This window comes from Bacillus massiliglaciei, from assembly GCF_900098925.1.
GTDB classification, from domain to species: domain Bacteria; phylum Bacillota; class Bacilli; order Bacillales; family DSM-1321; genus Peribacillus; species Peribacillus massiliglaciei.
In genome coordinates this window covers 311,114-333,709 of the sequence record NZ_LT622359.1, presented here as the reverse complement: position 1 = coordinate 333,709, position 22,596 = coordinate 311,114, and the positions used below count along the sequence as shown (strand labels likewise).

The following is a 22,596-nucleotide window of genomic DNA, read 5'->3' as shown; positions in this document are numbered from 1 at the left end:
GGTGATTTATATCATAAATGGTTATTTAAGTTTAGCATCTACTTTTACCATTAATTCATCCTCAGTCGGGGCAGCGACTGGACGGTTATTGACAAAAGCAAATGATTTCTTCCTGCCTGGGCCGCAATAAGATTGGCAGCCTATTTCAATTTTTGCATGCGGATCGAGCTTCTGCAAACGGGGAATTAATGTCTTTATATTCACCGCCTGGCAGTCATCACAAACTCTGAATTCATTCGGCATACCTCTGCACCAGCCTTTCTCTCTTTTATGTCCACCGAGCTAAATTGACAGCTAAAAGGTATTTTACCGCTTCTAATTACTTATTTCAAGACGGCAATCATGGCAGAATCAGGAACATTCTTCTCATTAGCAAAAAATAGTTTCCTATCTGATTTATAAAAAAATTGATAGCCTCTTAACTTGATGGTATAAATCTCAGCCAGCCTGTACAAAATAGTGATAGAAATGTCCATCTTATAAAAGAAGCCCAACTACTAATTAAGATAAAATAGCAGAAAGGAAGGATATACAATGAAAGTACGTCAAGATGCATGGACCGAGGAAGACGACTTGCTTTTAGCTGAAACGGTCTTACGCCATGTGCGTGAAGGCAGCACCCAGTTAAATTCTTTCGAGGAAGTAGGGGATAAATTAAACCGGACATCAGCCGCCTGCGGATTTCGATGGAATGCCGTCGTCCGCCATAATTATACGAAAGCACTGTCTCTAGCAAAAAAACAGCGAAAACAACGGCAGCGAATGCTTGGCAAGGAACAGGGCGGGAAGAAAAAGCTTCTCTACACGCCGCCTGCTTCTCCAATGGGAAGCTTTGACGTCGCTCAGACAGGAGAAATGAATCTTCCTATCATGGAAGAAAGCCAAGAATTAGAAACTAGCAATACCGGAATCATGGAAAATCCGGAATTACAGGCCGAACAGCTGCCGCTTACTGCGGAACGTCCTACTTCATTTTCTTCTCTAACATTAGAAAGCGTCATCGCCTATTTGGAATCTATGAATGGTAAACTGCTTCAGGCAGAGGCCCTTCAGAAAGAAAATGAAAGATTAAAACTTGAATTACACGAGCTGAAAATGTACAACGAAGAACTGGCAGGAAAAGTGAATAACCTCGAGCAAAATACCGGCCTAATTCAGGAAGATTATGAAACTTTAATGAAAATTATGAACCGTGCCCGGAAACTCGTTCTGTTTGATGAGGAGGAACGTCCTTCTACTGCATTTAAAATGGATCGGAATGGAAATCTGGAAAAGCTGGCTGAATAACATACCCGCAGCCCGCCGATGTATCATTCTCTTATAAATGTTAAAGGCCAGCTGCCAGTAAGATAAAAAATCTGTCTTCCAAAAAGGAAAACAGATTTTTTTATTTCACAAGAACAGCACCTTATTATTCCGTTCCGTGACTCTTTCTAAGTATCCTTCATATAGAAGAAGCTCTTCCGGCCTAAGAGAGTCTGAATAAATTCTTCCTGACAGTTTTTGCAAGGTCTGTAATAAACGCAGCATCACATCAGGGACCGTAAGAGGCTGTTCCATCAGTTCAGAAAGGGAGGCCATTACTTCTGGCCTTATATCCGGATAGTCGAATTTAGTCTCCTGCCCGCCCTTAGCCAGCCGGTAAAATTCCCGAACCAATTTGGCCCGTTCTGAGCCGCTGCCCGACACACATAAATAAATTTGGACAGCAGCTCCATTACGGATTCTCCGCTGGGATATTCCTGCAAATTTTCGGCCTCCGATGCTTAAATCATAGCTCCCCGGACAATAGGAACCTATGATTTCCCTCGCCTCAATATCGGCTGAAAAATCAGGGAACATAAGCCGGATCAGCTCCCACATCGCATCATATCCGCGGTTAATTCCAATCTTCTGTCCGCTGTCCGGGAAGACTAAGGAAAGGTTCAAGACTCCCTCATCGAGAACTACAGCAAGCCCTCCCGAATTTCTGACGATGGTCTTAAATCCCTTTTCCCGTAAATAATCCACACCGCGGTCAAGCTGCGGAAGTCTCGTATCCTGAATTCCGAGCACAATCGTCTTGTCATGAACCCAGGATCTTGCCACCGCTCCGGATTCGCCTGATCCAACGGCAGCACAAAGCGTATCATCCATTGCAAAGGACTGAAGCGCCTGAAAATGCGGGCCGATGGAGGACTGGTCAATCACCCTCCACTCAGGCTGATTTAATAAGGTTTTACTATCATTCATACGATTTTCTCCTCTTGTTGAACTGCCTCATTATTTAGAGGCGAAGGACTGAACAGCTGTTATGAGGGCAAGCTTATAAACATCCTCTTCGCTGCATCCCCTCGAAAGGTCATTGACAGGTCTGTTCAGCCCCTGCAAAATAGGTCCGACCGCTTCAAATCCGCCCAGTCTCTGAACCATTTTATAACTGATGTTGCCGGCTTCAAGGCTAGGAAAAATAAAGACATTGGCATCGCCCTGTATTAAAGAATCAGGTGCTTTGCTTCTCGCTACAGAAGGAACAAAAGCTGCATCAAATTGGAATTCTCCGTCTACTATCAGCTGCGGTTCCCTGCTCTGGGCTATTCGAACCGCTTCGACTACTTTATCGGTTTCAGGAGAAACAGCCGAACCCTTCGTAGAAAAACTTAATAAGGCTACTCGTGGATCCACATCAAACAGCTGGGCCGTTTTCGCGCTTTCTATAGCAATTTCAGCTAAATCATTGCTGTCTGGTGCAATATTAATCGCACAGTCCGCAAAAATGTATTTCTCCTCTTCCCGGACCATAATAAAAACACCAGAGGTTTTCTTAACGCCCGATTTTGTTTTAATGATCTGCAGCGCCGGCCGGACAGTATCCGCTGTAGAATGCGCAGCCCCGCTCACCATTCCGTCCGCCTGATTCATATGGACAAGCATTGTCCCAAAATAATTGACATCCAGAAGAATCTCTCTTGCTTCCTCTTCGGTTGTTTTTCCTTGACGGACTTCAACAAAAGCAGCAGCCATTTCATCTTTCATAATATAACTGTACGGATCATAGATTTCAACAGCCTCAAGGGAAACCTTCAAATCCTTTGCCTGCTCCTGAATCCGCTCAATATTTCCTACCAAAACCGGCGTTAGCACCTGCTCTTTAGCAAGCCTGCCCGCCGCCTTTAATATCCTTTCATCGTTCCCCTCCGGAAATACAATTCTTACATTAAGCCCTGATGCTTTCCTTTTTAAATCATCAAAAAGATCAATCATCCATAACATCTCCTTATTCAGTACTTCTCTATCTATACCCTTAAGCCGTACAGTGAATAACACGTCCAATCCCTTTTCATCTTAAGCTTAAGTCCAGACAAAATACAATCCTTTCCTGGTTGACAGAGGGTTTGAAAAGCAAACATAGGGGCCATGCTAAATATGGATATTCTTTGAACAAAACGGTGCAGGCATGCCTTTTTAAGGGCCTGTCCAATAAACTGTGTTATATTATTGTTATATTAGACTATAGGAGTGATTGTAATGAGCGAAGCAGCACAAACATTAGATGGCTGGTACTGTCTGCATGACTTCCGCCTGATGGACTGGTCATCATGGAAAACCCTTTCAAGCGACGAAAGAGAAATAGCTATTTCCGAATTTCAAGGATTGCTAGATAAATGGAACACGGTTCAAAATAATAACGAAGGCAGCCATGCCCTCTATTCCATTGTAGGACAAAAGGCAGACTTTATGCTGATGTTCGCCCGCCCGACAATGGAAGAACTAAATGCCATTGAATCCGAATTCAACAAAACGAAGCTGGCTGAGTTTACAATTCCTGCCTATTCTTACGTTTCTGTTGTCGAACTGTCCAATTATCTGGCAGGACAGAGCGATGAAGATCCATATCAAAATCCGCATGTGCGAGCTCGGCTGTACCCGACTCTGCCTAAATCAAAATATGTCTGCTTCTATCCAATGGACAAGCGCCGCGAAGGCAATGACAACTGGTATATGCTCGAAATGGAGGAACGTAAGAATCTTATGCGTTCACACGGCATGATTGGCCGAAGCTATGCAGGCAAAGTGAAACAAATCATTTCCGGATCTGTCGGCTTTGATGATTATGAATGGGGCGTAACCCTTTTTGCTGATGATGTCCTTCAATTCAAAAAGTTAGTTTATGAAATGCGTTTTGATGAAGTAAGTGCCAGATACGGTGAATTCGGTTCTTTCTTTGTCGGCCCTATTTTGGAAGAAGATAAAGTTCCTTCTTTCCTTTATGTATAAATTAGCAAAAGAAACAGAGGATTCAGAGTCACATCTGAACCCTCTTTTTTTAAGCATGCAAAACTGTTTGGTCTAATCAGAATCATTCCTCCATACATATGAAACAGAGATAATTTCAGGATTCCAGATAATCAGAGCCAATCCATACAGAAAACTAATTCATCGGAAAAGAAACTTGGATCACAGTCTGATTGCAAGTTCCTTTGTCTCGACCTGATAGGATGGCTTTTTTAAGGGAATTATCAATTGTTTTTATTATGCAATTTTCAGGAGGGAAAGAAATGACTCAAAATGGTTCTAATCCTTATGGCGGCTATCCTTATGGTACAAATTCAAATACGAATTCCTATATCCCGGCTTCAGACCCGTCCTCTGGATACCGACAGTCTGGAAGCCAAATGAACCCGTACCAGCAGCAGTATCCGCAAATGCCCGTGCAAGGCACTGCAGGGGGAACCGGAGGATCATTCCAGACCAGTCCTTCTGCAGGAGGGCCCCAAGTTCCCGGGATGCTTCCCGTGCAAGAATCTTACATTGAGAATATACTGCGTCTGAATAAAGGGAAATTAGCCACCGTCTATGCCACCTTTGAAAATAATACAGAATGGAATGCCCAAATTTTCAAGGGATTAATAGAGGCGGCTGGCCGGGACCATCTCATCCTAAGCGATCCACAGTCCGGAAAAAGATATTTAATCCCGATGGTGTACCTTGACTATATTACGTTTGATGAGGAAATTGAATATGAATATCCATATGGGGGAACAGGGCTCGTTTCTTATCCGCCGAGATAAACGACACTCCTCCTCAGACGATAAAAAGCAGTGCCGCTTATGCAAGCGGCACTACTTTTATATCATACAGCCTAATGTCTTATAAATGCTTATAGGCAGCCGCAACAATCAGAATCCATGCAACCAGAAACGATATTCCTCCAAGCGGAGTGATCGCTCCCAACACTTTGATTTGGGTGAGACTTAAGACATACAAGCTGCCTGAGAACAGAATAATGCCGATAAGCATCAGCCAGCCTGACCAATTTAAAAGTGATCCCGGTATTTTAGCAGCCAGCAGACCAATGATCAGCAAACCAACCGCATGAAACATTTGATAGGTTACACCAGTGTGCCAGATCTGCAAATATTTATCAGGAATTTTCCCTTCAAGGCCATGCGCTCCAAAAGCCCCCAATGCGACAGCCAAAAAAGCATTAATTGCCCCTATAATAATGAACACCTTCATCTATGCTCTCTCCTTTAAGTAAAATCAAGTCATTTTCTTGTTATGTAATTCGCACCTATAGGCTATCCAAAAGCTTTTGCGGACTGCAGATTCATCTCAAATGATTTTCTCCTCTGAAGAAAATCATTAATCTAAGAACAACAAAAAATTAAAAATCAAATAGAGATGGACCGTTTGCTTCATCCATCTTGACTGGTTCAGGCTGATGCGGAGACGGGAAAGCCTGAGGTTTCAGGCCAGCCTGAAAGACCGGGGCCGTTTTATCGTCAGTCATCACTTCGCAAAGGGACTGAATTGCCAGTATATACCCCTTAAAGCTATCATTAGTTTCTGCTTCTCTTGCCTTAGAGATCAGTTCTTCCATTTTGCTGAGCAGCAGCTTTGATGGAATATCCATAAACATTCACCTCGTATCATTCCGCCTATGCACCCGATGATCTCAGGTTTTTAACAGGGGGCTCTTTGCATTCAGTTTAACAAAATCCAAAACAGAAAGGAACTTTCCATCTCCCTATCTTTTTACGGAAGATGATTTAGGTTCAAATTTAAGACAGGGCTGTCCCGAAGAACGAAATACCTCCGCCGATGGAAGTTTTGCAGTCTTGAACTGGAAAGCCCTGCATCCTTTCGGAAAATTCGGATCCCACGTTACATAATAATGTTTGCAAGCCATGCAATTAATGCGCTTCACTTGATTCAGTCCCCTCTTTGAGCCGTTCCCGCTCCTTCTTATGGATGAGAAATGTCGGAAAGCTGCCAATTAATCTCTTCTTCGCCTATTTCCTTCAGATACTCATTCGTTTTCGAAAAGGGCCTGCTCCCAAAAAAACCACGGCTGGCTGAAAGCGGACTCGGATGCACAGACATAATGATTTTATGTTTCTCCGTATCTATTAAAGACATTTTCGTCTGTGCCGGTTTTCCCCATAAAATAAATATGACCGGTTTTTCCCGTTCACTCAGTTTGCGTATAACCTGGTCTGTAAAGGTTTCCCACCCCTTTCCCCGATGGGAATGCGCCTGCCCCTCCCTCACGGTTAATACCGTATTCAGCAGCAGAACCCCTTGCTTAGCCCAATCAATCAGGCAGCCGTGATTCGGTACACTGTACCCCAGATCCTCATGCAATTCCTTAAAAATATTGCGAAGCGAAGGAGGCAATTTGACACCCGGCTGTACGGAAAAGCTCAGTCCATGGGCCTGATTTGGTCCATGATAAGGATCCTGCCCCAGTATAACCACTTTTACCTCTTCATATGGTGTGTAATGAAGAGCATTAAATATATTTACTGCTTCCGGATAAATCCGTTGTTCTCTATATTCTATCTTCAAAAATTCCCGAAGACTCTGATAGTAAGGTTTTTCAAACTCATCTGCCAATAATGGTTCCCAATCATTTTTCAAGATTTTCTTGCTCATGATTTTTTCACCCTTTCATCCATTTCCAAAGATTAATCTAGCATTCTATTCTTTTTATTACCCCATTATAGGACAAACAAAAGAGAGATGCCTTATTCGGGCCGTTCATGTTTATCTCGTACGATGAACGGCTACATATATAGTAGAGCCGCTAAAGGCGATGACCTTAGAAGATACCAAAATTAAAGGAGGAATTGGATATGTATCAAGTACACGTAGTAGAAAACGGAGTCCAAGCTAAAGAAAAAATTGATCAATTAGTGCATGCCGGAGGTTTTGAAAAAGACAATATTTACTTATTCGCCCATGATAAGGACCGCTCAGAGCACCTGACAGAAAACACGGATACAGAAAGTGTTGGATTGAAAGAACAGGGATTAATGGATTCGGTCAGCAACCTTTTCAAATCGCGCGGAGATGAACTTCGCAACCGTTTTGAAAATCTTGGATTAACAGAAGCAGAGGCTGCTCAATATGAAGTGGAACTGGACAAAGGCAAAGTAGTGGTAGTAGCTGCTAATTAATTCACATAGATTAGGGCTGTCCTTCAATCGGACAGCCCTTTTTTGCTTTATCCTAAAATACGATGGTAAATCGATTTGGCTTGATCCACATTCTTCGTTCCATGAATCAGCACCCGTCCGTCTTTAAATATGACTATCCGCTGATTATCCTGTTGGACAGACAGAAGAAACGGATTTCCTTTTACCGAGAATCCGCTTTTGGACAGCGTTTCCGCAAGCCTGTCCAACCTTAAATCCGCCTGTTTCGGCGGACGTATCTGAACCGTATCCCGGCCGCAGAGGACTGCGGTTTTTGTAGCATTTTCAGCCTTTAGAAAAGGATATGTCGGTTCTTCTCCGCATGAAAGGCAATCCCTCTTTTTTGCCTTAGAAAGCTTAATGGTTTGATATTGATTCTTCCAGAGATCGAAGGTAACAAAGCTAGCCCTGACGGAATCCCAATCTTCGGTCAGGATTTTCAGCGCTTCAGCTGCCTGATGTGCCACCACCATGGTTACCGCCGGCCCAATGATGCCCGCAGTATCGCATGTAAGTCCTTGTATCGGCAGGGATTTCAGCAGGCAATGCAGGCAAGGCGTCTTTCCGGGCAGAATGGTCAGACTCATTCCTACGCTTCCGACACAGGCGCCATAAATCCAGGGAATCTTATGTTTCTGAGATAAATCATTCAGCATCATCCGTGTTTCAAAGTTATCTGTTGCGTCTATGATTAAATCTGCCCCTTCAGTGAGAGCATCCATGTTTTTCGGATTAGCATCCATAACCTTGGCGACCACTTCCACACTTTGGTTGATCTCATTCAAATGCCGCTTCGCAGCTTCTGCTTTTGGCAGCTGATCCCTGACATCCTGTTCGGTATAGAGCTGCTGTCTCTGCAGGTTGCTCTCTTCTACATAATCCCTGTCAATAATGGTCAGTTTGCCGATACCGGCCCGGACCATAGCCTCTGCATTTGCCGAACCAAGCGCACCGGCTCCGACCAGTAACACGTGCTTACTGCCGATTCGGCGCTGTCCTTCTTCTCCAATGGGGCTAAATAGCTCCTGCCGTGAATATCTTTCGCTCATTTTCTCTCTCCTGCCTTATCCTCCGCTGACCGGCGGAATGAAGGCAACTGTGTCCCCATCCTCCAGAGCGGTTTCATCATCTGCAAACTCTTCATTCACAGCCGTCATCACAGAGTCGAGACCCTCTAAATGAAAATCAGTGGAAAGTCTCGCTTTTAATTGGGCAATCGTCAGGCCGGCGCCATCAAGAGAGACCTCTGATTTGCCGGCAGACTCTTGAAGCTGCGCGAACAATAGTACTTTAATCATCCAAATCCTCCTTTTCCGGTTTGCCCGATGGATAAGAAACCGTTTCAAGCTGATTTCCAACCCATTCTTCGCCATCTTCCCAGTGTTCTTTTTTCCAAATTGGCACGATTTCTTTAATCCGCTCAATCGCAAAACGGTTTGCTTCATAAGCATCATTTCGATGAGGGGTGCTGACTGCAATCACCACAGCTATATCGCTAATGCCTAATTTCCCGACCCGGTGGGTGATGGCGGTTTGCGCGTCCGGCCAGCGCTTATTAATTTCCTGGCCAATCTGCTCCAGTTTTTTTACAGCCATTGGCACGTAGGCTTCATATTTTAAGAACAAGGTTTTCTTATCCTTGGTCATTTCCCTGACAGTCCCAATAAATGTAGTTACAGCTCCTGCGTTGCGGCTGACTACTTTATCAATCACATCTTGTATTAAGATGGGTTTGTCCGTAATTTCGTAATTCATGTTCCTCATCCTTTGAGTGGAGTTTCATCATAGATCGTTTATAAGTCCATCTACTATTTATATTGTAAATCAATTTGAAGAATAATAATACTAAGATGCCCGTTCTTCTTCCTTTTTAGCAGGCTTTTCTCACTTTCCCAGAGAAGGACTGAGTCGATGCAGGAACGGCCGGGCTGTATGGGAGTCTTCTGTCGGTTTTCTTGTTTTACATTCATTACAGAATATTATATTCTTAAACTAAGATATATCGATCCTTTCTGATATTTCGCACATTTCTATTCACCCAAGGGGGATTTAAAATGACATTGAAGAAAGCAATGACAGTAGCCGGATCGGATTCAAGCGGCGGTGCCGGACTTCAGGCTGATATAAAAACCTTTCAAGAGTTCGGCGTATACGGCATGTCCGCTTTAACAACCATTGTTTCAATGGATCCAAAAAACGGCTGGGCCCATAACGTTTTCCCGACACCGGCAGAAGTGGTAGAAGCACAGATGGAAACAATCCTTTCCGTCGGAATTGATGCTATGAAAACCGGCATGCTCGGTTCTGTAGAGATTATTGAATTGGTTGCCCGGAAGATAGATGAATTAAAATTGGACAAGGTTGTTATCGATCCGGTCATGGTATGTAAAGGCGAAGATGAAGTTCTTCATCCAGAGACAGCTGTTGCACTCCGTGATGTTCTTGTTCCAAGAGCAACCGTTGTGACACCAAACCTTTTTGAAGCATCACAGCTTGCCGGAACAGCTCCAATTCGCACCATTGACGATATGAAAGCAGCTGCTGAAAAGATTCATGCCCTGGGCGCAAAATACGTCCTGATCAAAGGCGGAAACAAACTGGATCACGAAAAGGCAATTGACTTGCTCTACGACGGAACAGAATTCGAAATCCTCGAATCCGAACGGATCGAGACCACTTATACCCACGGAGCAGGATGTTCTTCCTCTGCAGCAATTACCGCAGAGCTTGCCCAAGGAAAATCCGTTAAAGAAGCCATTTATACGGCAAAAGACTTCATTACTGAAGCGGTCCGCCATGGATGGAAAATGAATGAATTCGTAGGTCCTGTTAATCATGGTGCCTATCATAAATATGGAGTCAAAAATAAGTAAAAAAGATGAGGAAAAAGGCTAACTCAGACTGTTGAGCGGCCTTTTTCGCTTTTTTGGCTTCTATTTAGTACAATGTTCAATAAACAGCTCTTCTTGGAGGAGGAACTATATATGATGATACCTATCGAACAGAAAGAGGTTCAAAAGGCGATTGACTCTTTCGCAAAAAAGGATGTCTACCTTCATTTAGAAACAACGAATGGAGCATACGCAAGCCATCATGACGAATCATTTTTTTCAGCTGGCGCCTATATCCGAAATGCTTTCCTGCAGTATGAACACGGAAAGATTATAGGAGAAGGCCCTTACCGTGCAGGCCTGAAACTTGCGATTGGCTGGGTATATGCAGAAGGACTGACCCATTACGAAATCGACAATGAGGGCCGCTTGCTGCTTGCAGGACTTGATTTCACCGGCAAACTCGCCGTTTCTTTACAGGTAAGCGAAAGCCCGTTTGAATGAAAGAAAGGAGATTAATTAAAATGGAAAAAGAACGCCATGTGTTAGTAGCTTTTCCGCATCCGGATGATGAAGCTTTTTCAGTATCCGGCACACTTGCTTTACATATTGAAGCAGGCACACCTGTCACTTATATGTGCCTGACCCTGGGAGAAATGGGAAGAAATCTCGGAAATCCTCCTTTTGCCACCAGAGAATCCCTGCCAAAAATCAGAAAACAGGAGCTCCTTGATGCTGCGGAAGCCATCGGGATACAAGATTTACGGATGATGGGACTTAGGGACAAAACGGTAGAATTCGAGGATGATGAAAAGCTGACAGAGATGTTCAGCAAAGCAATAGAAGAGCTCCAGCCATCCTTGGTCATCACCTTTTATCCTGGCTACAGCGTCCATCCAGACCATGAAGCAACCGGGCGGGCAGTCGTACGGGCAGTTGAACGAATTCCTGAAAAAGACCGTCCGAAACTATATTGCGTAGCCTTTTCCAACAATTGTGTTGAAAAATTAGGAGAGCCTGACATCATTCATGATATTACGGCAGCTGAACAGAAAAAGATTGATGCCATCACGGCTCACCGTTCTCAAACAGAGGCCATGGTTTCTACTTGGAAAGAGAAATTCGAAAATCAGGATGCTGAATTGCTGAATTGGATTCGGCTTGAGCGTTTGTGGACCTACAAATTTTAAAAGAATCTCAACTGGCCCCATATGGAAGCCTGCCGGGCAAAATAAAAAACAGCCCGGGTCTATTACAAAAAATCAAATTTCCTCAAAGGGAAATTTGATTTTTTTGTTGGGGCTGTATGGATTTCCGTTTCAAGGACGCTTGCAGGTGGGCACAGCTCGGGTCTGCCTACATCTGCTGATTGTTACTCCTCTTCTCTTTTATATTCTAATATGTCTCCTGGCTGGCACTCCAATGCCTTACAGATAGCCTCCAGTGTTGAGAATCGAATCGCCTTTGCTTTTCCATTTTTCAAAATAGAAAGATTCGCCATTGTGATTCCAACCTTTTCTGAAAGTTCGGTAACACTCATTTTCCTTTTAGCCAGCAGCACATCGATATGGATTATAATCGCCAAAGTTTTTCACCTCAAACTGTTAAATCATTTTCTGATTTAATATCTATCGCCTCTTTTAAAAGCTTCTGCAGAACCGCTGCAAAGACGGCAATCACCATTGATGCAAAAATAAGGATCAGTCCGATGAGAATGATGCCCGGTGCGTCATCCGCCTCCGCGATAAGATAGAATAACGGCAGACCTAATACATAGAGGACACTGATTGTAAGGGCACAATTTTTAATATTTTTCAAAGCCCATACTGATAAATCCGAAAACGCTTTGTTCTTGTCAATATAACGTAAAAGTTTAAAAGCCTGAAACAGAGCCAAATAAAAAGGAATGGCCGTTGCATACAAATCAATGAAAATAAGATATTTGAGATACGCATGATCTGGATACAATTCTGCTGTAAAACCCGCTATTTCCGGCACTAAAAAAATACATAAAGCAAGAATCGGAACACCCATAAGAATAACAGCTATCTTTAAGGGAGAATGTCGTTCCGCGTTTCATAAAAAACACCTCACAAAATTATCGTCCATTTGATTGTAGTTCATTTTTTATCGTTTTTCAATAAAATATTTCTGTTTTTCAATCAATACATATTGTTTTATATTATAAATTCTGTGTACACGGAAAGTTTTAAACCATAAAAAAAACCCGCCCAAAATGGACAGGTTAAGAAAAGGGGGATTACTTTGGAAAAAATAATCATGATATAAGTATTCCCCCCTCTCGTTCCTTTTTATACATCCTGATAAAAATTTAATTCAAAATCTCTTTTGAAGCATGATGCCCTGATTTTCTCTTCTGTGCTTTTTTTCCATGAACAAAATAATAGACCAGAATGCTGAGAGCAGCCAGACCTGCCATAGCTAAATACAGGCCGCGGAATCCTGTATACGGAACAGCAAATCCTAAAATAAACGGCCCTACTCCGATTCCTGTATCAAAAAAGACAAAGAACGTAGATGTTGCAAGGCCGATTCGATGTCTTGGCGCTTCTTGGACAGCAATGGTCTGGGCACTGGACTGGAATGTCCCGTAACCAACTCCGATAATAGCTCCTGCAATCAATAAACTTAGGCCAATATGAGTCTGACTTAACAAAAACAGACCAATGGCAAACAGTGCAAGAGAAGGATAAATGACTTTGTTTTCGCCTTTAATATCAAACATCCGTCCAGTGAAAGGCCGTGAAATCAATAAGAAGATAGCAAACGATACAAAGAAAAAGCTTGCCGTGCTGACCAGATTAATTTCCTCTGCATAAGAACTGAGATAGGAAAGAATACTTGAATAAATAAATCCGATAATAAGCATCAGCAAGGCAATCGGCATCGTCGTTTTTTCGAAGAAATCACTAAGTTTAAATGATTTCCCTCTTTCTGCAGCAGCCTGCACTTTCGGTACTTTCAAGAACAAGGTAGCGGCAAGTGACAGCCCGGAAAAAACAACCGCCGTCATAAAAATAGCATTGTAGCTGAAATGCTGAGTAATAAATAATCCAATAAACGGACCGAAGGCCATTGCTAGGTTTGTACTCATGGCAAAATACCCCATCCCTTCCCCTCGGCGCTGATCAGGGATAATGGAAGCAGAAATCGTACCAGTAGCTGTTGTTGCCAGCCCAAAGGCAATCCCATGGATAAAGCGAATAACGAATAGGGATGTTAAACTGTCAGCTTGGAAATAAACAATGGAGGAAAGAAAGAATATAATAAGTCCGATTAACAGAAGCTTCTTTCGTCCGACCTGATCGATCATTTTACCGGCAAGCGGTCTTACGAGAACCGCTCCCAGAACAAAAATACTAGAAGCAAGTCCAGCCAGGCTGGTAGATGTATGAAAAGATTTCACTGTATAAATCGTCAAAGTGACCATCAATACATAAAAGGTAAGAAAAACAAAGAAATTAGTCGAAGCGATGATTAAGAAATCTTTCGTCCATAATTTTGGTTTTGAATTCATATTGCTATTTAACTCCCCTTTATTGCTTTAATTTCGTTTCTAATTGATCGAGGGCTCCCAGTATCGTCTTTCTCTCTTCCTCCGGAATCCCTTCAAGCAGATTCGCTTCAAAGCTGTCGACAATCCGGCATCCCTCTTCATAAATATCCTTGCCCATCGATGTCAGCTGAATTTTCTTTTCCCGTTTATCTTTAGCTGAAATCTGCTCAACTAACCCCCGTTCTTCCAGCCGATTGACTGTACGGGTAATCGTCGGTTTTTCAACATCCAGATAGCTGCTGATCTCCACAAGTGCAGAAGGGCCATAATTGCTTAAATAAAATATGATAGACCATTGCGATTGATAAAGATTAATCTCGGCAAGACAGCCATTCAGGGCTTTAGTAAAAGAACGGGAAACTTGTAAATAACGATGGAAAAACTGATCGTGAAATGGCATCGAATTCTCCTCCGAACAATAGTTACCTAGGTAACTATAATGCTTTTTGATTAAAATGTAAAGTCCTTCACAAAGATATTTTACGTTTTTCTGCAAAAAAAACACCCCGGTTTCCCAGGGCTTGAGTTAATCTCTACTATAGATTTTTGGTTAAAACGGGCCTTTTTTCCATTAATCGAGAACTTTACGAATAGCCAGCGCTACCCCATTTTCCGTATTTTTTGCTGTGACTTCATCGCACAGTTTTTGAATTTCAAGCGGTGCATTTCCCATCGCTACTGATCTGCCGACACGCTCAAACATGGAAATATCATTAAAATTATCCCCTATGGCCATCGTCTCTGCCATCGATTTCCCCTTTGACTTTACATATTGCTCAAGGACGATTCCCTTTTGAGCATGTTCACTCGTCATCTCAATATTTTCCCGTCCTGAAGAAGTAACGGCCACTCCCTTAAAGCTTTTTAAACCGGAAGCTGTTTCGCCAAGCATCTCGTAATCATTAGAGAAGATGAGGAGCTTATAATATTCAATCGTCTCATCTTCCAATAGATCCTCATACCGATGAACTTTTTTCATTTGTCCCAACGTTAGTCTTTCTTCCGCAAATTCCTGTACTTTTACAGGGTTGAGGTCCGGGTTGGCCGAGACAAAAATATCAGTCAGGACCGCAACTGACACCTCAAACTTCCTTGTAAAAACTCCTTGATTCGTATAAATTTCAAAATATGCATCCCGGCTTTCCAGCAGGGAGACAGCTTCCTGAACGATAGTTCGATCAAGTGGATTAGAAACAATTATTTCATCTTCTGTATTTAAAAGAGCTCCGCCATTCATGCAAATGACAGGCATTTCGAGCCCTGCCTGTTTTAAGGAATAGCGCGCTTCCTCCTTCGACCTTCCTGTTGCTATAACCACTTCAATTCCGCAGTTCTGGGCCTCTCGTATAGCAGCACCATTTGCTTTGCTGACTTGCTGCACCTCATTTAATAGCGTTCCGTCCATATCAATGGCAATCGTTCGAATCACAGCTGCTCCTCCTTCCGTATATCCCTTCCTATATTTTAACCGATATACGATAAGGACACACGAAAAACCAGCATGAATAATCCAGATAGCCTTTATATTTTCTCTTGCCGCTTCTTGCTGAGTTTTTCAAACGTTTTATCCATCTCTGTCTGAAGGTTTTCAATGACTGAAAAATCTGTTGCCTCTGTATATATTGCGGCTAATTGATCATGCGCTTCTTTTGCCTTGCTCAAAAAATCTGTCGCTTCAGTCATTTTAGACTTATATCTGCCGGATACATCTTTGATTTGCTCTGCATATATTTCATCTGTCCCGGGAAGAATCGCCTGGCTGTAGATATCGATAATCTCATCTCCTTCACGGACCGGGAAATATTCATGAGGGGCTGTGCTGTCAAAAATGGCCGCGCCTATTTCCCGTACAATGACCATATCCAGACTGTTGGGATCAAATCCGCAATGATACATTTCCGTATCAAACCCACGCTTTTCTGCTTCTTTTGCAATTTTCTTAAGCATCGTAGACTTGCCTGAACCAGGCCGGCCTTTAAGAAAATAACGTCTCTTGACCGTTTCTGTCAGATTGGGAACAAAATCGACAGCACCGGAAGGCGTGGCTGAACCAAGAAAGCGGTGTTTTACCTCTGCCTGTTTATTTAAGTATATCTCTCCAAAAAAAGAGTCAATCAGCTTATCCGTTAAAGCATTCAGCTTCGAAAATTCAATATTGGCAAGATAAATCTTTTCCCATTCATCATGAATTTCCAATGCTTCTTTAAAACAGGCATAAGCTGTATCGAAGGCTTTGCTTCTTGTGTTCTTCAGCCGAAGTATAGACGCTCTCTCAGCAGCCAGCATCGCTGAATCCCAGGCAGATCCTGCATTTACATACTCTTCGACCGCTCCCGGTGCCTTAGGCTCAATCACATGCGGCTCCGTTCCATCCACAATTCCGGCTTTCAGGGCAGGAATCACAAAACCCTCAATGGAATCAGAATCAAGCGATGAATGCAGGTATTCTACGTCATAGCCTTTCGCCTGCCAGCTTTTCGCTGACTTTTCCATTAAAGTTGATTTTCCTGTACCCGGGCCTCCCTTTAAAATAAAAAGCTTTTCAAGCCCTGTAAAATTAGATTCATATAAACTGCAGTATCCTCTCGCTGTGTTTCCTCCTGCAAAATAATGTAATGCTTTCCCAGTCACTCTGTGCACTCTCCTTTATGACCGCTTTGCTTTCCAGGTAGCGTATGCTTCTTAACAGGAATGGGTGAAAGGCCCAGCCTTATAATTTGCCGGCATAAAAAAAGACTTCCCAAAGGTTCGGAAGTCTAAGCGCTATTTAATTAATGGAACGAAACGTGCTTTTACTGCCTGGATCAGACCCTCTGGCTTCAATTTCATCTGTGTACCGATTTTTCCGCCGCTCACAATGATGAAGGGCTGTCTTTCTGCAGACTGATCGAGAAATGTTTCATACTGTTTTTTCATTCCTACAGGAGAACAGCCGCCGCGGATGTAACCTGTGTTTTTGAGAAGATCTTTTAATGGGAGCATTTCTATTTTCTTCTCTCCGGCAGCCTTTGCCGCTTTCTTTAAATCGAGTTCTTCAGCACCCGGTATGACAAATACGTACAGCTGACGCGAAGTTCCAATGGCTACAAGCGTTTTAAAGACACTCTCAGCCTGCGCCCCAATCTTTTCAGCGACCGATACACCGTCTATCTTTCCATCATTGCTTTGGTAATGCAGCAATTCATAGGCTATGCCCAGCTTATCAAGTATTCTCATTGCATTTGTTTTTCCTGAAGCCACTGGCGCTCTCCTCCCTTTATAATTCCGTAAAATGCCGGCCAGCTTTCTGACGGATTTCTGTTTCCAGATTCTGATGATAGGAGATCAGAAAGCAAGTGGACGGTCCGGAAGATTTAGTCCATGGTATATCCGCTTTGCTCACAGAAACATCGCCCCTAAATCTTTTCCATTCATGAGCGACTCCTTTTGATCCGACCGGCCAAACATCCATTCCTGCTGTATCGCAGCACCATTTAAATAATGAAAGAGGGGCAATCCAATCTTCCTCATCAATGACCTCTTGTCCCACAAGAGGCCGGCCGATCAAGGCAGCCTTTTTTCCTTCAGAATCAGCTGTACCCTCGGGCGCTATCATTTTTTTGCCAACAATCATTATGCCGAGAGCCGATTGAAGCAGAGGAATATTGCTCTCCGTACTTCCTGTTACTTCAAAATGCATACCTAATTCCTTCATTCCCTTTCGGACCCCAGCCCGCAGTCCTTCCCAGGCTTCTGTCCCGCAGAAATTTTGAATAACAGCTGCAATCGGCTCGCCTCCTGCTGCCATGCATTCCATGACTGCCACCCTGAAAGAATAGTACGATAATGTTTCATGTGGAACATGAACAGCATCGCATTCTTTCAGCCCGATTCCCCCGCTGTTATCCGCTGTCACAATCAGAGAATGGTCAGATGAAAAAGGAAGGACAAGCGCATCCCTCATTCTTTCATCCCTCCATTTTCAAGTTTTCCAAAAATCGGTTTTAGGCGAGGCAGCAGAATGAGCGCAAGCAAAAGGTTTATAACGGTTGCCGCCAGCATCCCTGGAAGCAGCGCTGCATAAAAGCTCATGCTGATAATATAGATAAACGGGACCGACAGGATAAACCCATTTCCTGCAAAAAACAGAAGACTGGCAGCAAATGCTTTTCCCGCCCGATACAAATACCCGAACAGCCAAATGAGTACGGCCATCTCCAGCATGATTAAAAAATGGAAGGGACCGAGCGGCATGCTGGCCATTAATGCGGATAGCAAATGGCCGAGCCCTCCCGCAATTGCTCCGGCCCATGGTCCCAGTAAAACAGCTGCAATCAGAGCCGGAAAACTGTCCAAGGCTATACTGCCGATTATTGAAGGGATTTTCAGTATGCCCCCTGCGCCAGACAGGGCTATGAATAGGCCAAGCAAACTAACTGTTCTAATATTCAATTTCATTCTTTTTCCTTTCTCTTCCCGCCTTTAAAAACATTCGCACTGCGGATATACTCTACATCTCCGACTCCAAGGCGGAAATTGATGACTCTTGCCGCAGCAAAGAAATAATCGGACAGCCTGTTTAGGTATTGTAAGGAGAAAGGAGAAACGGCCGCACCGGATTTCATTAATGAGACGACCGCCCTCTCTGCTCGCCTTGCAACGGTCCTTGCAATATGGATAATGGCAGCTGCTTTTGAACCTCCAGGAAGAATGAATTTTTCCAAATCAGGTGCTTCTGCAATAAATAGATCAATTCGTTCTTCTAAATAAGTAATCGCCTCTTCTGTCATTTTTCTAGGCGCCTTTTCAGATACCGTGGCTAAATCTCCGCCGCAGTCAAAGAGCTCATGCTGAATTTTCTCCAGGTCAGCCAGAATATCAGCAAAAAGTGAAGGATCCAGCTCTGCTGCAGCTAATCCAACATAACTGTTCACTTCATCAACGGTTCCATAAGATTCCACCCGAATATCATCCTTATCCAGCCTGCCGCCGATTACGCTTGTCTGTCCCTTATCACCTGTACGTGTATAAATTTTCATTTAGGCAACCCCCTTATTTTATCTTGGATGCGATGCCATACCATATAACATCCACCCGGTCAGCCACTGATACAGCATCTTGGAATATCCATCCCGCTGCATCCCGCCACACTCGTTTTTCCTGCTCAACAGGAACGATCCCTTTAGTGATGTCCGTGCCTATCCAAACTGCCTGCCGTCCCGGCTCCTCTTTCTCCCATATTCGCCATAGGCGAAAAATCCCCTGCCATTTCCTTCGAATCCCAGCGGCATCCATGCAGGCAGCATCCTGCCGAATCCATGTTTCCAGACCTTCAAGAACGGCATATTGATTGTTAGTTTTGGGAAGATTTTCAGGAAGCGGGTCACCCTGATAGGCCGAAATCCATAAAACATCGTTTGGAATGTGCCGTTTCACCCATCCTGCCTTTCCATTATAGGCACCGCCCGTAACGAAGTGCATCGCTCTCCCCTCCTTATTGATTCTCTGTCAGGCCATAGAAGCCTAAAACCTTTATGATGAGGAATAAGCCAGTCCCAGAAAGATTGTTCATAGGGAGCATAGTGAGTAAGCAGCTCCCTGATCACTCCTCCATGGCTCACGACTGCCAGATTCCGAAAATCTTCCTTCACCATTTGCTCCCAAGCTTTCTTTACTCTCGCTGAAAAAACCGGATAGCTCTCCCCCTCTGGAATATTCATTTTCAGGGGATCTTCCAGCCACTCCAGATAGGCTTTCTCCTGTTTCAGCTCCTCATAGGTTCTTCCTTCCCATCTTCCAAAATTCATTTCCCTCAGGGAGCTGCTTACGCGGCACTCCTGATTCGGAAACAGGATCGAAGCCGTTGCCGTGCTGCGTCCTAAGTCGCTGGAGAAGAGCTGATCATATGGATCAAGTTTCCCGCTCAGTTCGTTCAATGCCGCAATACCTGCCGCCGTTAACGGCGAATCGCTCCAGCCAAGGTAAGCTTTACGCTCATTTACCTCAGTCAGGCCGTGACGAAATAATGTAACAGCCACACGACCATCCATAACCCTAATTCCACTCCTTCCACGGAAGCACCGATCACATCTCCTGTAATGCCGCCAAACCAGCGGATAATTTTTCTTTGTAAAAAGAAAAGGATCACAAAGCAGAAAACAGAAAGCAGGATCAGCATGCTGCCCAGCTCTTTATCTGCGATCACTCCGGCCAAAATGCCTGCCAGTATAAAGAACCCATAAGGAGAGAGACTTCCTTTCCCGGCTCCGTTCTGAAAAAATGCGCCGAATCCTCCCTGCTTTGCGAGCGGCAGCCTGCATAATAAATAGCCCATAGCCGATCTGCTCAGAACAGGCAGAAACATAATCAAAAAGAAGCTCCATTGATGAAGATGTTCCGCTATTTCATATATGAATAGAAAACGGGCTCCCAATAAAACTATAACTGAAATGACTCCAAAGGCGCCCGTTCGGGAATCTTTCATAATGTCCAGGCGCCTTTCTTTATCCTGATAAGAAAAGAACGCATCACTGACGTCGATCCAGCCGTCAAGATGGAGCCCGCCTGTCCAGATAATGGTTAAAAGCCAAAGTAAAAAAGCAATCGCCAAGGCCGAAAGCGGTGTCCATTCTTCCAGTATATATAAGCTTCCCGCCATGACTAGCCCAAACAGCAGACCGATCAGCGGGAAACATTGAATAGCCCTGTGTATATAGATTTTGTCCATGGGGAGCTCCCTGCGGACTGGAACGATCGTAAAAAACTGTAAATCAATCAGAAGGCCAATCAAAAAACTTCTCATGCTGTCCCTCCTTTCATCTTGAGGGGAAGGCCCGACTCAACTAAATAAGCCTCATTTGCCTTCGAAACAAGGCTTTGATGAAGCAGGCCCAGCAGTCTTTTATACATATGCAGCACATCATTGTCAAAGGCTGTATCCATGGTCAGCTCATTACTGACAACAATCAAAAACTGAACCTTGTCTTGAATCGCATGGATACCAGATAAGATCTTACGGATGACAGCCTGCTGATGTTCTAGATCCAACGCTTTCCCAGGTAGAAATAGTTCATTATCAAGCAAGGTGGTCAAACAATCCAACAACACGACCGACTTACCGCTTACTTTTTCAGCAGCAAGTGTGATATTCAGCGGAAACTCCCAATTAGTCCAAGGAATTTCGCTTTCTGTGCGATCCTCCTGATGTCTCTGTATTCTTATTTCCATTTCCTGATCCGTCCGCCTGCCGCAGGCTATATAGTGAAGACGGCTGCCTGTATCATCGAAAAGCCGTTTTGCCTCCTCTTCAGCAAAACGGCTTTTCCCGCTGCGGACCCCGCCTGTTATGAAGATGAGTTTTCCAGAGGCCATTGCTGCACTCCCTCCATTCGTCTGTCCGCCTTTATTATCTATTTGCAAAGGTCTCCATGATACAGTCATAGATTCCTTTTTGAATCTGCTGCATAAGCAAACCTGTATCCGCATCCTGCAGGCCTTTTTGTGTCGCTGCTATCAGAATGCTGTCAGAACCAGCAGAAGCGGCATTTGCATGTAAATCTTGCAAAGCTTTCATTTTTGCTTCAGTCGCTGTAACAAGGCTGTGAAGGAAGACTCCCTCCGAAATTTGGCCATTTATAAAAATCCAGCTATTCACACAAGACCCCTCTGTCTTTTGATCAGCACTTACCATGATGAATACCGAAAAGCCAGGCCCCTTCAAAAAACGGCAGGAAGGAATGCCCGAGCCTGCTGCTGTCATACTGACTGTCTCATCAGGGTTAAAGCCTCCTGCCCTTAAATCTAAGCAGCCTTTAGCAGAATCAGAAGGCAAGTACCAATTCACGAAGTTCCGGTGCCAGCCTGTTCCCGCCAATGACATTGTCTTCAGCGGAATGGGCGACCGCAATACAGCCATCTCCTGCGAAATTTTCACACAGGTTCCGTCAATCAGCACCTTTTGGTCCCTTTGATCGTTTTCCGGCATGATGAACATTTGCGGCTTCGGCAGCTCAGGATGCGGCTGCTTTACGATTTTTGTTTGATAGACTTGCTGCATATGCTCTTGCTGTAAGACTTCATCCGGAAGCCCGATCCGGACAATTTTTCCGTTTTCCAATAACATAAGGCGGTCACAATACAGGCCGGCCAAATTCAGGTCATGAAAGATGGACACTACGGTCAGCCCTTCTGTTTTCGCCATCTTGCTCAGCAAATCCAGCAGTCCCTTTTGATAAGAAAGGTCTAAATGGTTGGTCGGTTCATCCAAAATAAGGACTTCGGGCTGCTGTGCAAGCGCCTGCGCCAGCAATACCCTTTGCTGCTCTCCTCCTGAAAGCTCATCAAAGGACATGTCCTGAAAGGCGGAAACGCCAGTCTGGTTCATCACGGTCTGGACAATGAATTCATCTTCCTCGTTCCAGCTGTGAAACCAGCCTGTTTGGTGGGCATACCTGCCAAGAGAGACCGTTTCTTTTACTGTATAAGAAAAAGCAAGGCTGGAATGCTGGGGCAGGACAGCAATCACTTTTGCCAGCTGTTTTGAAGTATAATCACTTAAATTTTTCTCTTTGATGCTGATTATTCCTTTTTGATAATTCAGGACGCCGCTCAGCATTTTCAGCAGTGTTGTTTTGCCGCTTCCATTAGGGCCAAGAATTCCGAACATCTCTCCCTTATTTACATGAAAAGAAACGGTATCTAAAACAGTCTTTTTATCATATCCGCCGGATAACCCTGTCACCTCAAGCAT

Annotated in this window: 30 protein-coding genes and 1 pseudogene; 7 read left to right on the top strand and 24 right to left on the bottom strand. The window is 44.0% G+C overall.

Annotated elements, in window-relative coordinates:
- Positions 1–21: 21 nt before the first annotated feature.
- Positions 22–243: a YuzB family protein gene (locus BQ4305_RS13605; protein ID WP_110928284.1), complete on the bottom strand. Its 222-nt coding sequence runs from the start codon at positions 241–243 to the stop codon at positions 22–24.
- A gap of 291 nt (positions 244–534) precedes the next feature.
- On the opposite strand from BQ4305_RS13605, the gene BQ4305_RS13600 reads away from it, so the two are divergent.
- Positions 535–1,287, top strand: a complete 753-nt coding sequence (locus BQ4305_RS13600) for an RsfA family transcriptional regulator (protein WP_110928283.1) — start codon at positions 535–537, stop codon at positions 1,285–1,287.
- A gap of 105 nt (positions 1,288–1,392) precedes the next feature.
- Here BQ4305_RS13600 and BQ4305_RS13595 read toward each other — a convergent pair whose 3' ends face one another.
- Both BQ4305_RS13595 and pta read right to left on the bottom strand, forming a co-directional pair.
- Positions 1,393–2,232 carry an octanoyl-[GcvH]:protein N-octanoyltransferase gene (locus BQ4305_RS13595; RefSeq protein ID WP_110928282.1) on the bottom strand — a complete coding sequence of 280 codons (840 nt, stop codon included), beginning with the start codon at positions 2,230–2,232 and terminating at the stop codon, positions 1,393–1,395.
- 30 nt (positions 2,233–2,262) lie between these two features.
- Positions 2,263–3,243 (bottom strand): phosphate acetyltransferase, encoded by a 981-nt coding sequence (pta, locus tag BQ4305_RS13590; RefSeq protein ID WP_110928281.1) that lies wholly within the window; start codon positions 3,241–3,243, stop codon positions 2,263–2,265.
- Positions 3,244–3,507: 264 nt separating this feature from the next.
- On the opposite strand from pta, the gene hemQ reads away from it, so the two are divergent.
- On the top strand, positions 3,508–4,257 hold the full coding sequence (hemQ, locus tag BQ4305_RS13585; RefSeq protein WP_110928280.1) for a hydrogen peroxide-dependent heme synthase: 750 nt from the start codon (positions 3,508–3,510) through the stop codon (positions 4,255–4,257).
- Between the two features lie 281 nt (positions 4,258–4,538).
- Positions 4,539–5,051 (top strand): spore coat protein GerQ, encoded by a 513-nt coding sequence (gene gerQ, locus BQ4305_RS13580; RefSeq protein ID WP_234396962.1) that lies wholly within the window; start codon positions 4,539–4,541, stop codon positions 5,049–5,051.
- A 79-nt stretch (positions 5,052–5,130) separates the two neighbouring features.
- Here gerQ and BQ4305_RS13575 read toward each other — a convergent pair whose 3' ends face one another.
- From BQ4305_RS13575 to BQ4305_RS13560, 3 genes are all read right to left on the bottom strand, one after another.
- Positions 5,131–5,499, bottom strand: a complete 369-nt coding sequence (locus BQ4305_RS13575; RefSeq protein ID WP_110928279.1) for a DUF423 domain-containing protein — start codon at positions 5,497–5,499, stop codon at positions 5,131–5,133.
- A gap of 148 nt (positions 5,500–5,647) precedes the next feature.
- The gene (locus BQ4305_RS13570) at positions 5,648–5,896 is read right to left on the bottom strand and encodes a YwdI family protein (protein ID WP_110928278.1); all 249 of its coding nucleotides are present in this window, start codon (positions 5,894–5,896) and stop codon (positions 5,648–5,650) included.
- 332 nt (positions 5,897–6,228) lie between these two features.
- Positions 6,229–6,918 (bottom strand): uracil-DNA glycosylase, encoded by a 690-nt coding sequence (locus tag BQ4305_RS13560; protein ID WP_110928277.1) that lies wholly within the window; start codon positions 6,916–6,918, stop codon positions 6,229–6,231.
- A gap of 200 nt (positions 6,919–7,118) precedes the next feature.
- Between BQ4305_RS13560 and BQ4305_RS13555 the strand changes: the two genes are divergently transcribed.
- The gene (locus BQ4305_RS13555; RefSeq protein WP_110928276.1) at positions 7,119–7,442 is read left to right on the top strand and encodes a YflT domain-containing protein; all 324 of its coding nucleotides are present in this window, start codon (positions 7,119–7,121) and stop codon (positions 7,440–7,442) included.
- Between the two features lie 47 nt (positions 7,443–7,489).
- Here BQ4305_RS13555 and BQ4305_RS13550 read toward each other — a convergent pair whose 3' ends face one another.
- The 3 genes from BQ4305_RS13550 to BQ4305_RS13540 are packed head-to-tail and all read right to left on the bottom strand — an operon-like array spanning position 7,490 to position 9,215.
- On the bottom strand, positions 7,490–8,509 hold the full coding sequence (locus BQ4305_RS13550; RefSeq protein WP_110928275.1) for a thiazole biosynthesis adenylyltransferase ThiF: 1,020 nt from the start codon (positions 8,507–8,509) through the stop codon (positions 7,490–7,492).
- A gap of 15 nt (positions 8,510–8,524) precedes the next feature.
- The gene (gene moaD, locus BQ4305_RS13545) at positions 8,525–8,758 is read right to left on the bottom strand and encodes a molybdopterin converting factor subunit 1 (protein ID WP_110928274.1); all 234 of its coding nucleotides are present in this window, start codon (positions 8,756–8,758) and stop codon (positions 8,525–8,527) included.
- On the bottom strand, positions 8,751–9,215 hold the full coding sequence (locus BQ4305_RS13540) for a molybdenum cofactor biosynthesis protein MoaE (protein WP_110928273.1): 465 nt from the start codon (positions 9,213–9,215) through the stop codon (positions 8,751–8,753). Before BQ4305_RS13540 ends, moaD begins: the two co-directional genes overlap by 8 nt.
- 299 nt (positions 9,216–9,514) lie before the next feature.
- On the opposite strand from BQ4305_RS13540, the gene pdxK reads away from it, so the two are divergent.
- The 3 genes from pdxK to bshB2 all read left to right on the top strand — a co-directional run bounded on the left by pdxK (position 9,515) and on the right by bshB2 (position 11,481).
- Positions 9,515–10,333 (top strand): pyridoxine/pyridoxal/pyridoxamine kinase, encoded by an 819-nt coding sequence (pdxK, locus tag BQ4305_RS13535; protein WP_110928272.1) that lies wholly within the window; start codon positions 9,515–9,517, stop codon positions 10,331–10,333.
- Between the two features lie 114 nt (positions 10,334–10,447).
- Positions 10,448–10,795, top strand: coding sequence for a YojF family protein (locus BQ4305_RS13530; RefSeq protein WP_110928808.1), 348 nt, complete (start codon positions 10,448–10,450; stop codon positions 10,793–10,795).
- Positions 10,796–10,815: 20 nt separating this feature from the next.
- Entirely contained in the window at positions 10,816–11,481 is a 666-nt protein-coding gene (gene bshB2, locus BQ4305_RS13525; RefSeq protein WP_110928271.1) for a bacillithiol biosynthesis deacetylase BshB2, read from the top strand.
- A gap of 182 nt (positions 11,482–11,663) precedes the next feature.
- Here bshB2 and BQ4305_RS13520 read toward each other — a convergent pair whose 3' ends face one another.
- From BQ4305_RS13520 to BQ4305_RS13450, 15 genes and pseudogenes are all read right to left on the bottom strand, one after another.
- Positions 11,664–11,876 (bottom strand): helix-turn-helix domain-containing protein, encoded by a 213-nt coding sequence (locus BQ4305_RS13520; protein ID WP_110928270.1) that lies wholly within the window; start codon positions 11,874–11,876, stop codon positions 11,664–11,666.
- 11 nt (positions 11,877–11,887) lie between these two features.
- Entirely contained in the window at positions 11,888–12,325 is a 438-nt protein-coding gene (locus tag BQ4305_RS13515; RefSeq protein WP_110928269.1) for a DUF2975 domain-containing protein, read from the bottom strand.
- Between the two features lie 298 nt (positions 12,326–12,623).
- Positions 12,624–13,832: pseudogene (locus BQ4305_RS13510) on the bottom strand (MFS transporter); the annotation flags it as partial.
- 16 nt (positions 13,833–13,848) lie between these two features.
- Positions 13,849–14,268 carry a MarR family winged helix-turn-helix transcriptional regulator gene (locus BQ4305_RS13505; RefSeq protein WP_110928267.1) on the bottom strand — a complete coding sequence of 140 codons (420 nt, stop codon included), beginning with the start codon at positions 14,266–14,268 and terminating at the stop codon, positions 13,849–13,851.
- 171 nt (positions 14,269–14,439) lie between these two features.
- Positions 14,440–15,297: a Cof-type HAD-IIB family hydrolase gene (locus BQ4305_RS13500; protein WP_110928266.1), complete on the bottom strand. Its 858-nt coding sequence runs from the start codon at positions 15,295–15,297 to the stop codon at positions 14,440–14,442.
- Positions 15,298–15,389: 92 nt separating this feature from the next.
- The gene (locus BQ4305_RS13495) at positions 15,390–16,499 is read right to left on the bottom strand and encodes a PRK06851 family protein (protein ID WP_110928265.1); all 1,110 of its coding nucleotides are present in this window, start codon (positions 16,497–16,499) and stop codon (positions 15,390–15,392) included.
- 132 nt (positions 16,500–16,631) lie between these two features.
- Positions 16,632–17,108: a Cys-tRNA(Pro) deacylase gene (gene ybaK / locus BQ4305_RS13490; protein ID WP_110928264.1), complete on the bottom strand. Its 477-nt coding sequence runs from the start codon at positions 17,106–17,108 to the stop codon at positions 16,632–16,634.
- Positions 17,109–17,124: 16 nt separating this feature from the next.
- Entirely contained in the window at positions 17,125–17,811 is a 687-nt protein-coding gene (locus BQ4305_RS13485) for an AIR synthase related protein (RefSeq protein WP_110928263.1), read from the bottom strand.
- The gene (locus BQ4305_RS13480; RefSeq protein WP_110928262.1) at positions 17,808–18,305 is read right to left on the bottom strand and encodes an ECF transporter S component; all 498 of its coding nucleotides are present in this window, start codon (positions 18,303–18,305) and stop codon (positions 17,808–17,810) included. Before BQ4305_RS13480 ends, BQ4305_RS13485 begins: the two co-directional genes overlap by 4 nt.
- On the bottom strand, positions 18,302–18,886 hold the full coding sequence (locus BQ4305_RS13475) for a cob(I)yrinic acid a,c-diamide adenosyltransferase (protein WP_110928261.1): 585 nt from the start codon (positions 18,884–18,886) through the stop codon (positions 18,302–18,304). Before BQ4305_RS13475 ends, BQ4305_RS13480 begins: the two co-directional genes overlap by 4 nt.
- Positions 18,887–18,899: 13 nt before the next feature.
- Positions 18,900–19,328, bottom strand: a complete 429-nt coding sequence (locus BQ4305_RS13470; protein ID WP_110928260.1) for a bifunctional adenosylcobinamide kinase/adenosylcobinamide-phosphate guanylyltransferase — start codon at positions 19,326–19,328, stop codon at positions 18,900–18,902.
- Complete coding sequence (locus BQ4305_RS13465) at positions 19,280–19,897, bottom strand: histidine phosphatase family protein (RefSeq protein WP_110928259.1); 618 nt, start codon at positions 19,895–19,897, stop codon at positions 19,280–19,282. The genes BQ4305_RS13470 and BQ4305_RS13465 overlap by 49 nt, the downstream gene beginning before the upstream one ends.
- A complete protein-coding gene (gene cobS, locus BQ4305_RS13460) occupies positions 19,855–20,649 on the bottom strand; it encodes an adenosylcobinamide-GDP ribazoletransferase (RefSeq protein ID WP_110928258.1) in 795 nt (264 codons plus the stop codon). The genes BQ4305_RS13465 and cobS overlap by 43 nt, the downstream gene beginning before the upstream one ends.
- Entirely contained in the window at positions 20,646–21,266 is a 621-nt protein-coding gene (locus BQ4305_RS13455; protein ID WP_234396961.1) for a bifunctional adenosylcobinamide kinase/adenosylcobinamide-phosphate guanylyltransferase, read from the bottom strand. Before BQ4305_RS13455 ends, cobS begins: the two co-directional genes overlap by 4 nt.
- The gene (locus BQ4305_RS13450; RefSeq protein WP_199880723.1) at positions 21,253–22,596 is read right to left on the bottom strand and encodes a heme ABC transporter ATP-binding protein; all 1,344 of its coding nucleotides are present in this window, start codon (positions 22,594–22,596) and stop codon (positions 21,253–21,255) included. Before BQ4305_RS13450 ends, BQ4305_RS13455 begins: the two co-directional genes overlap by 14 nt.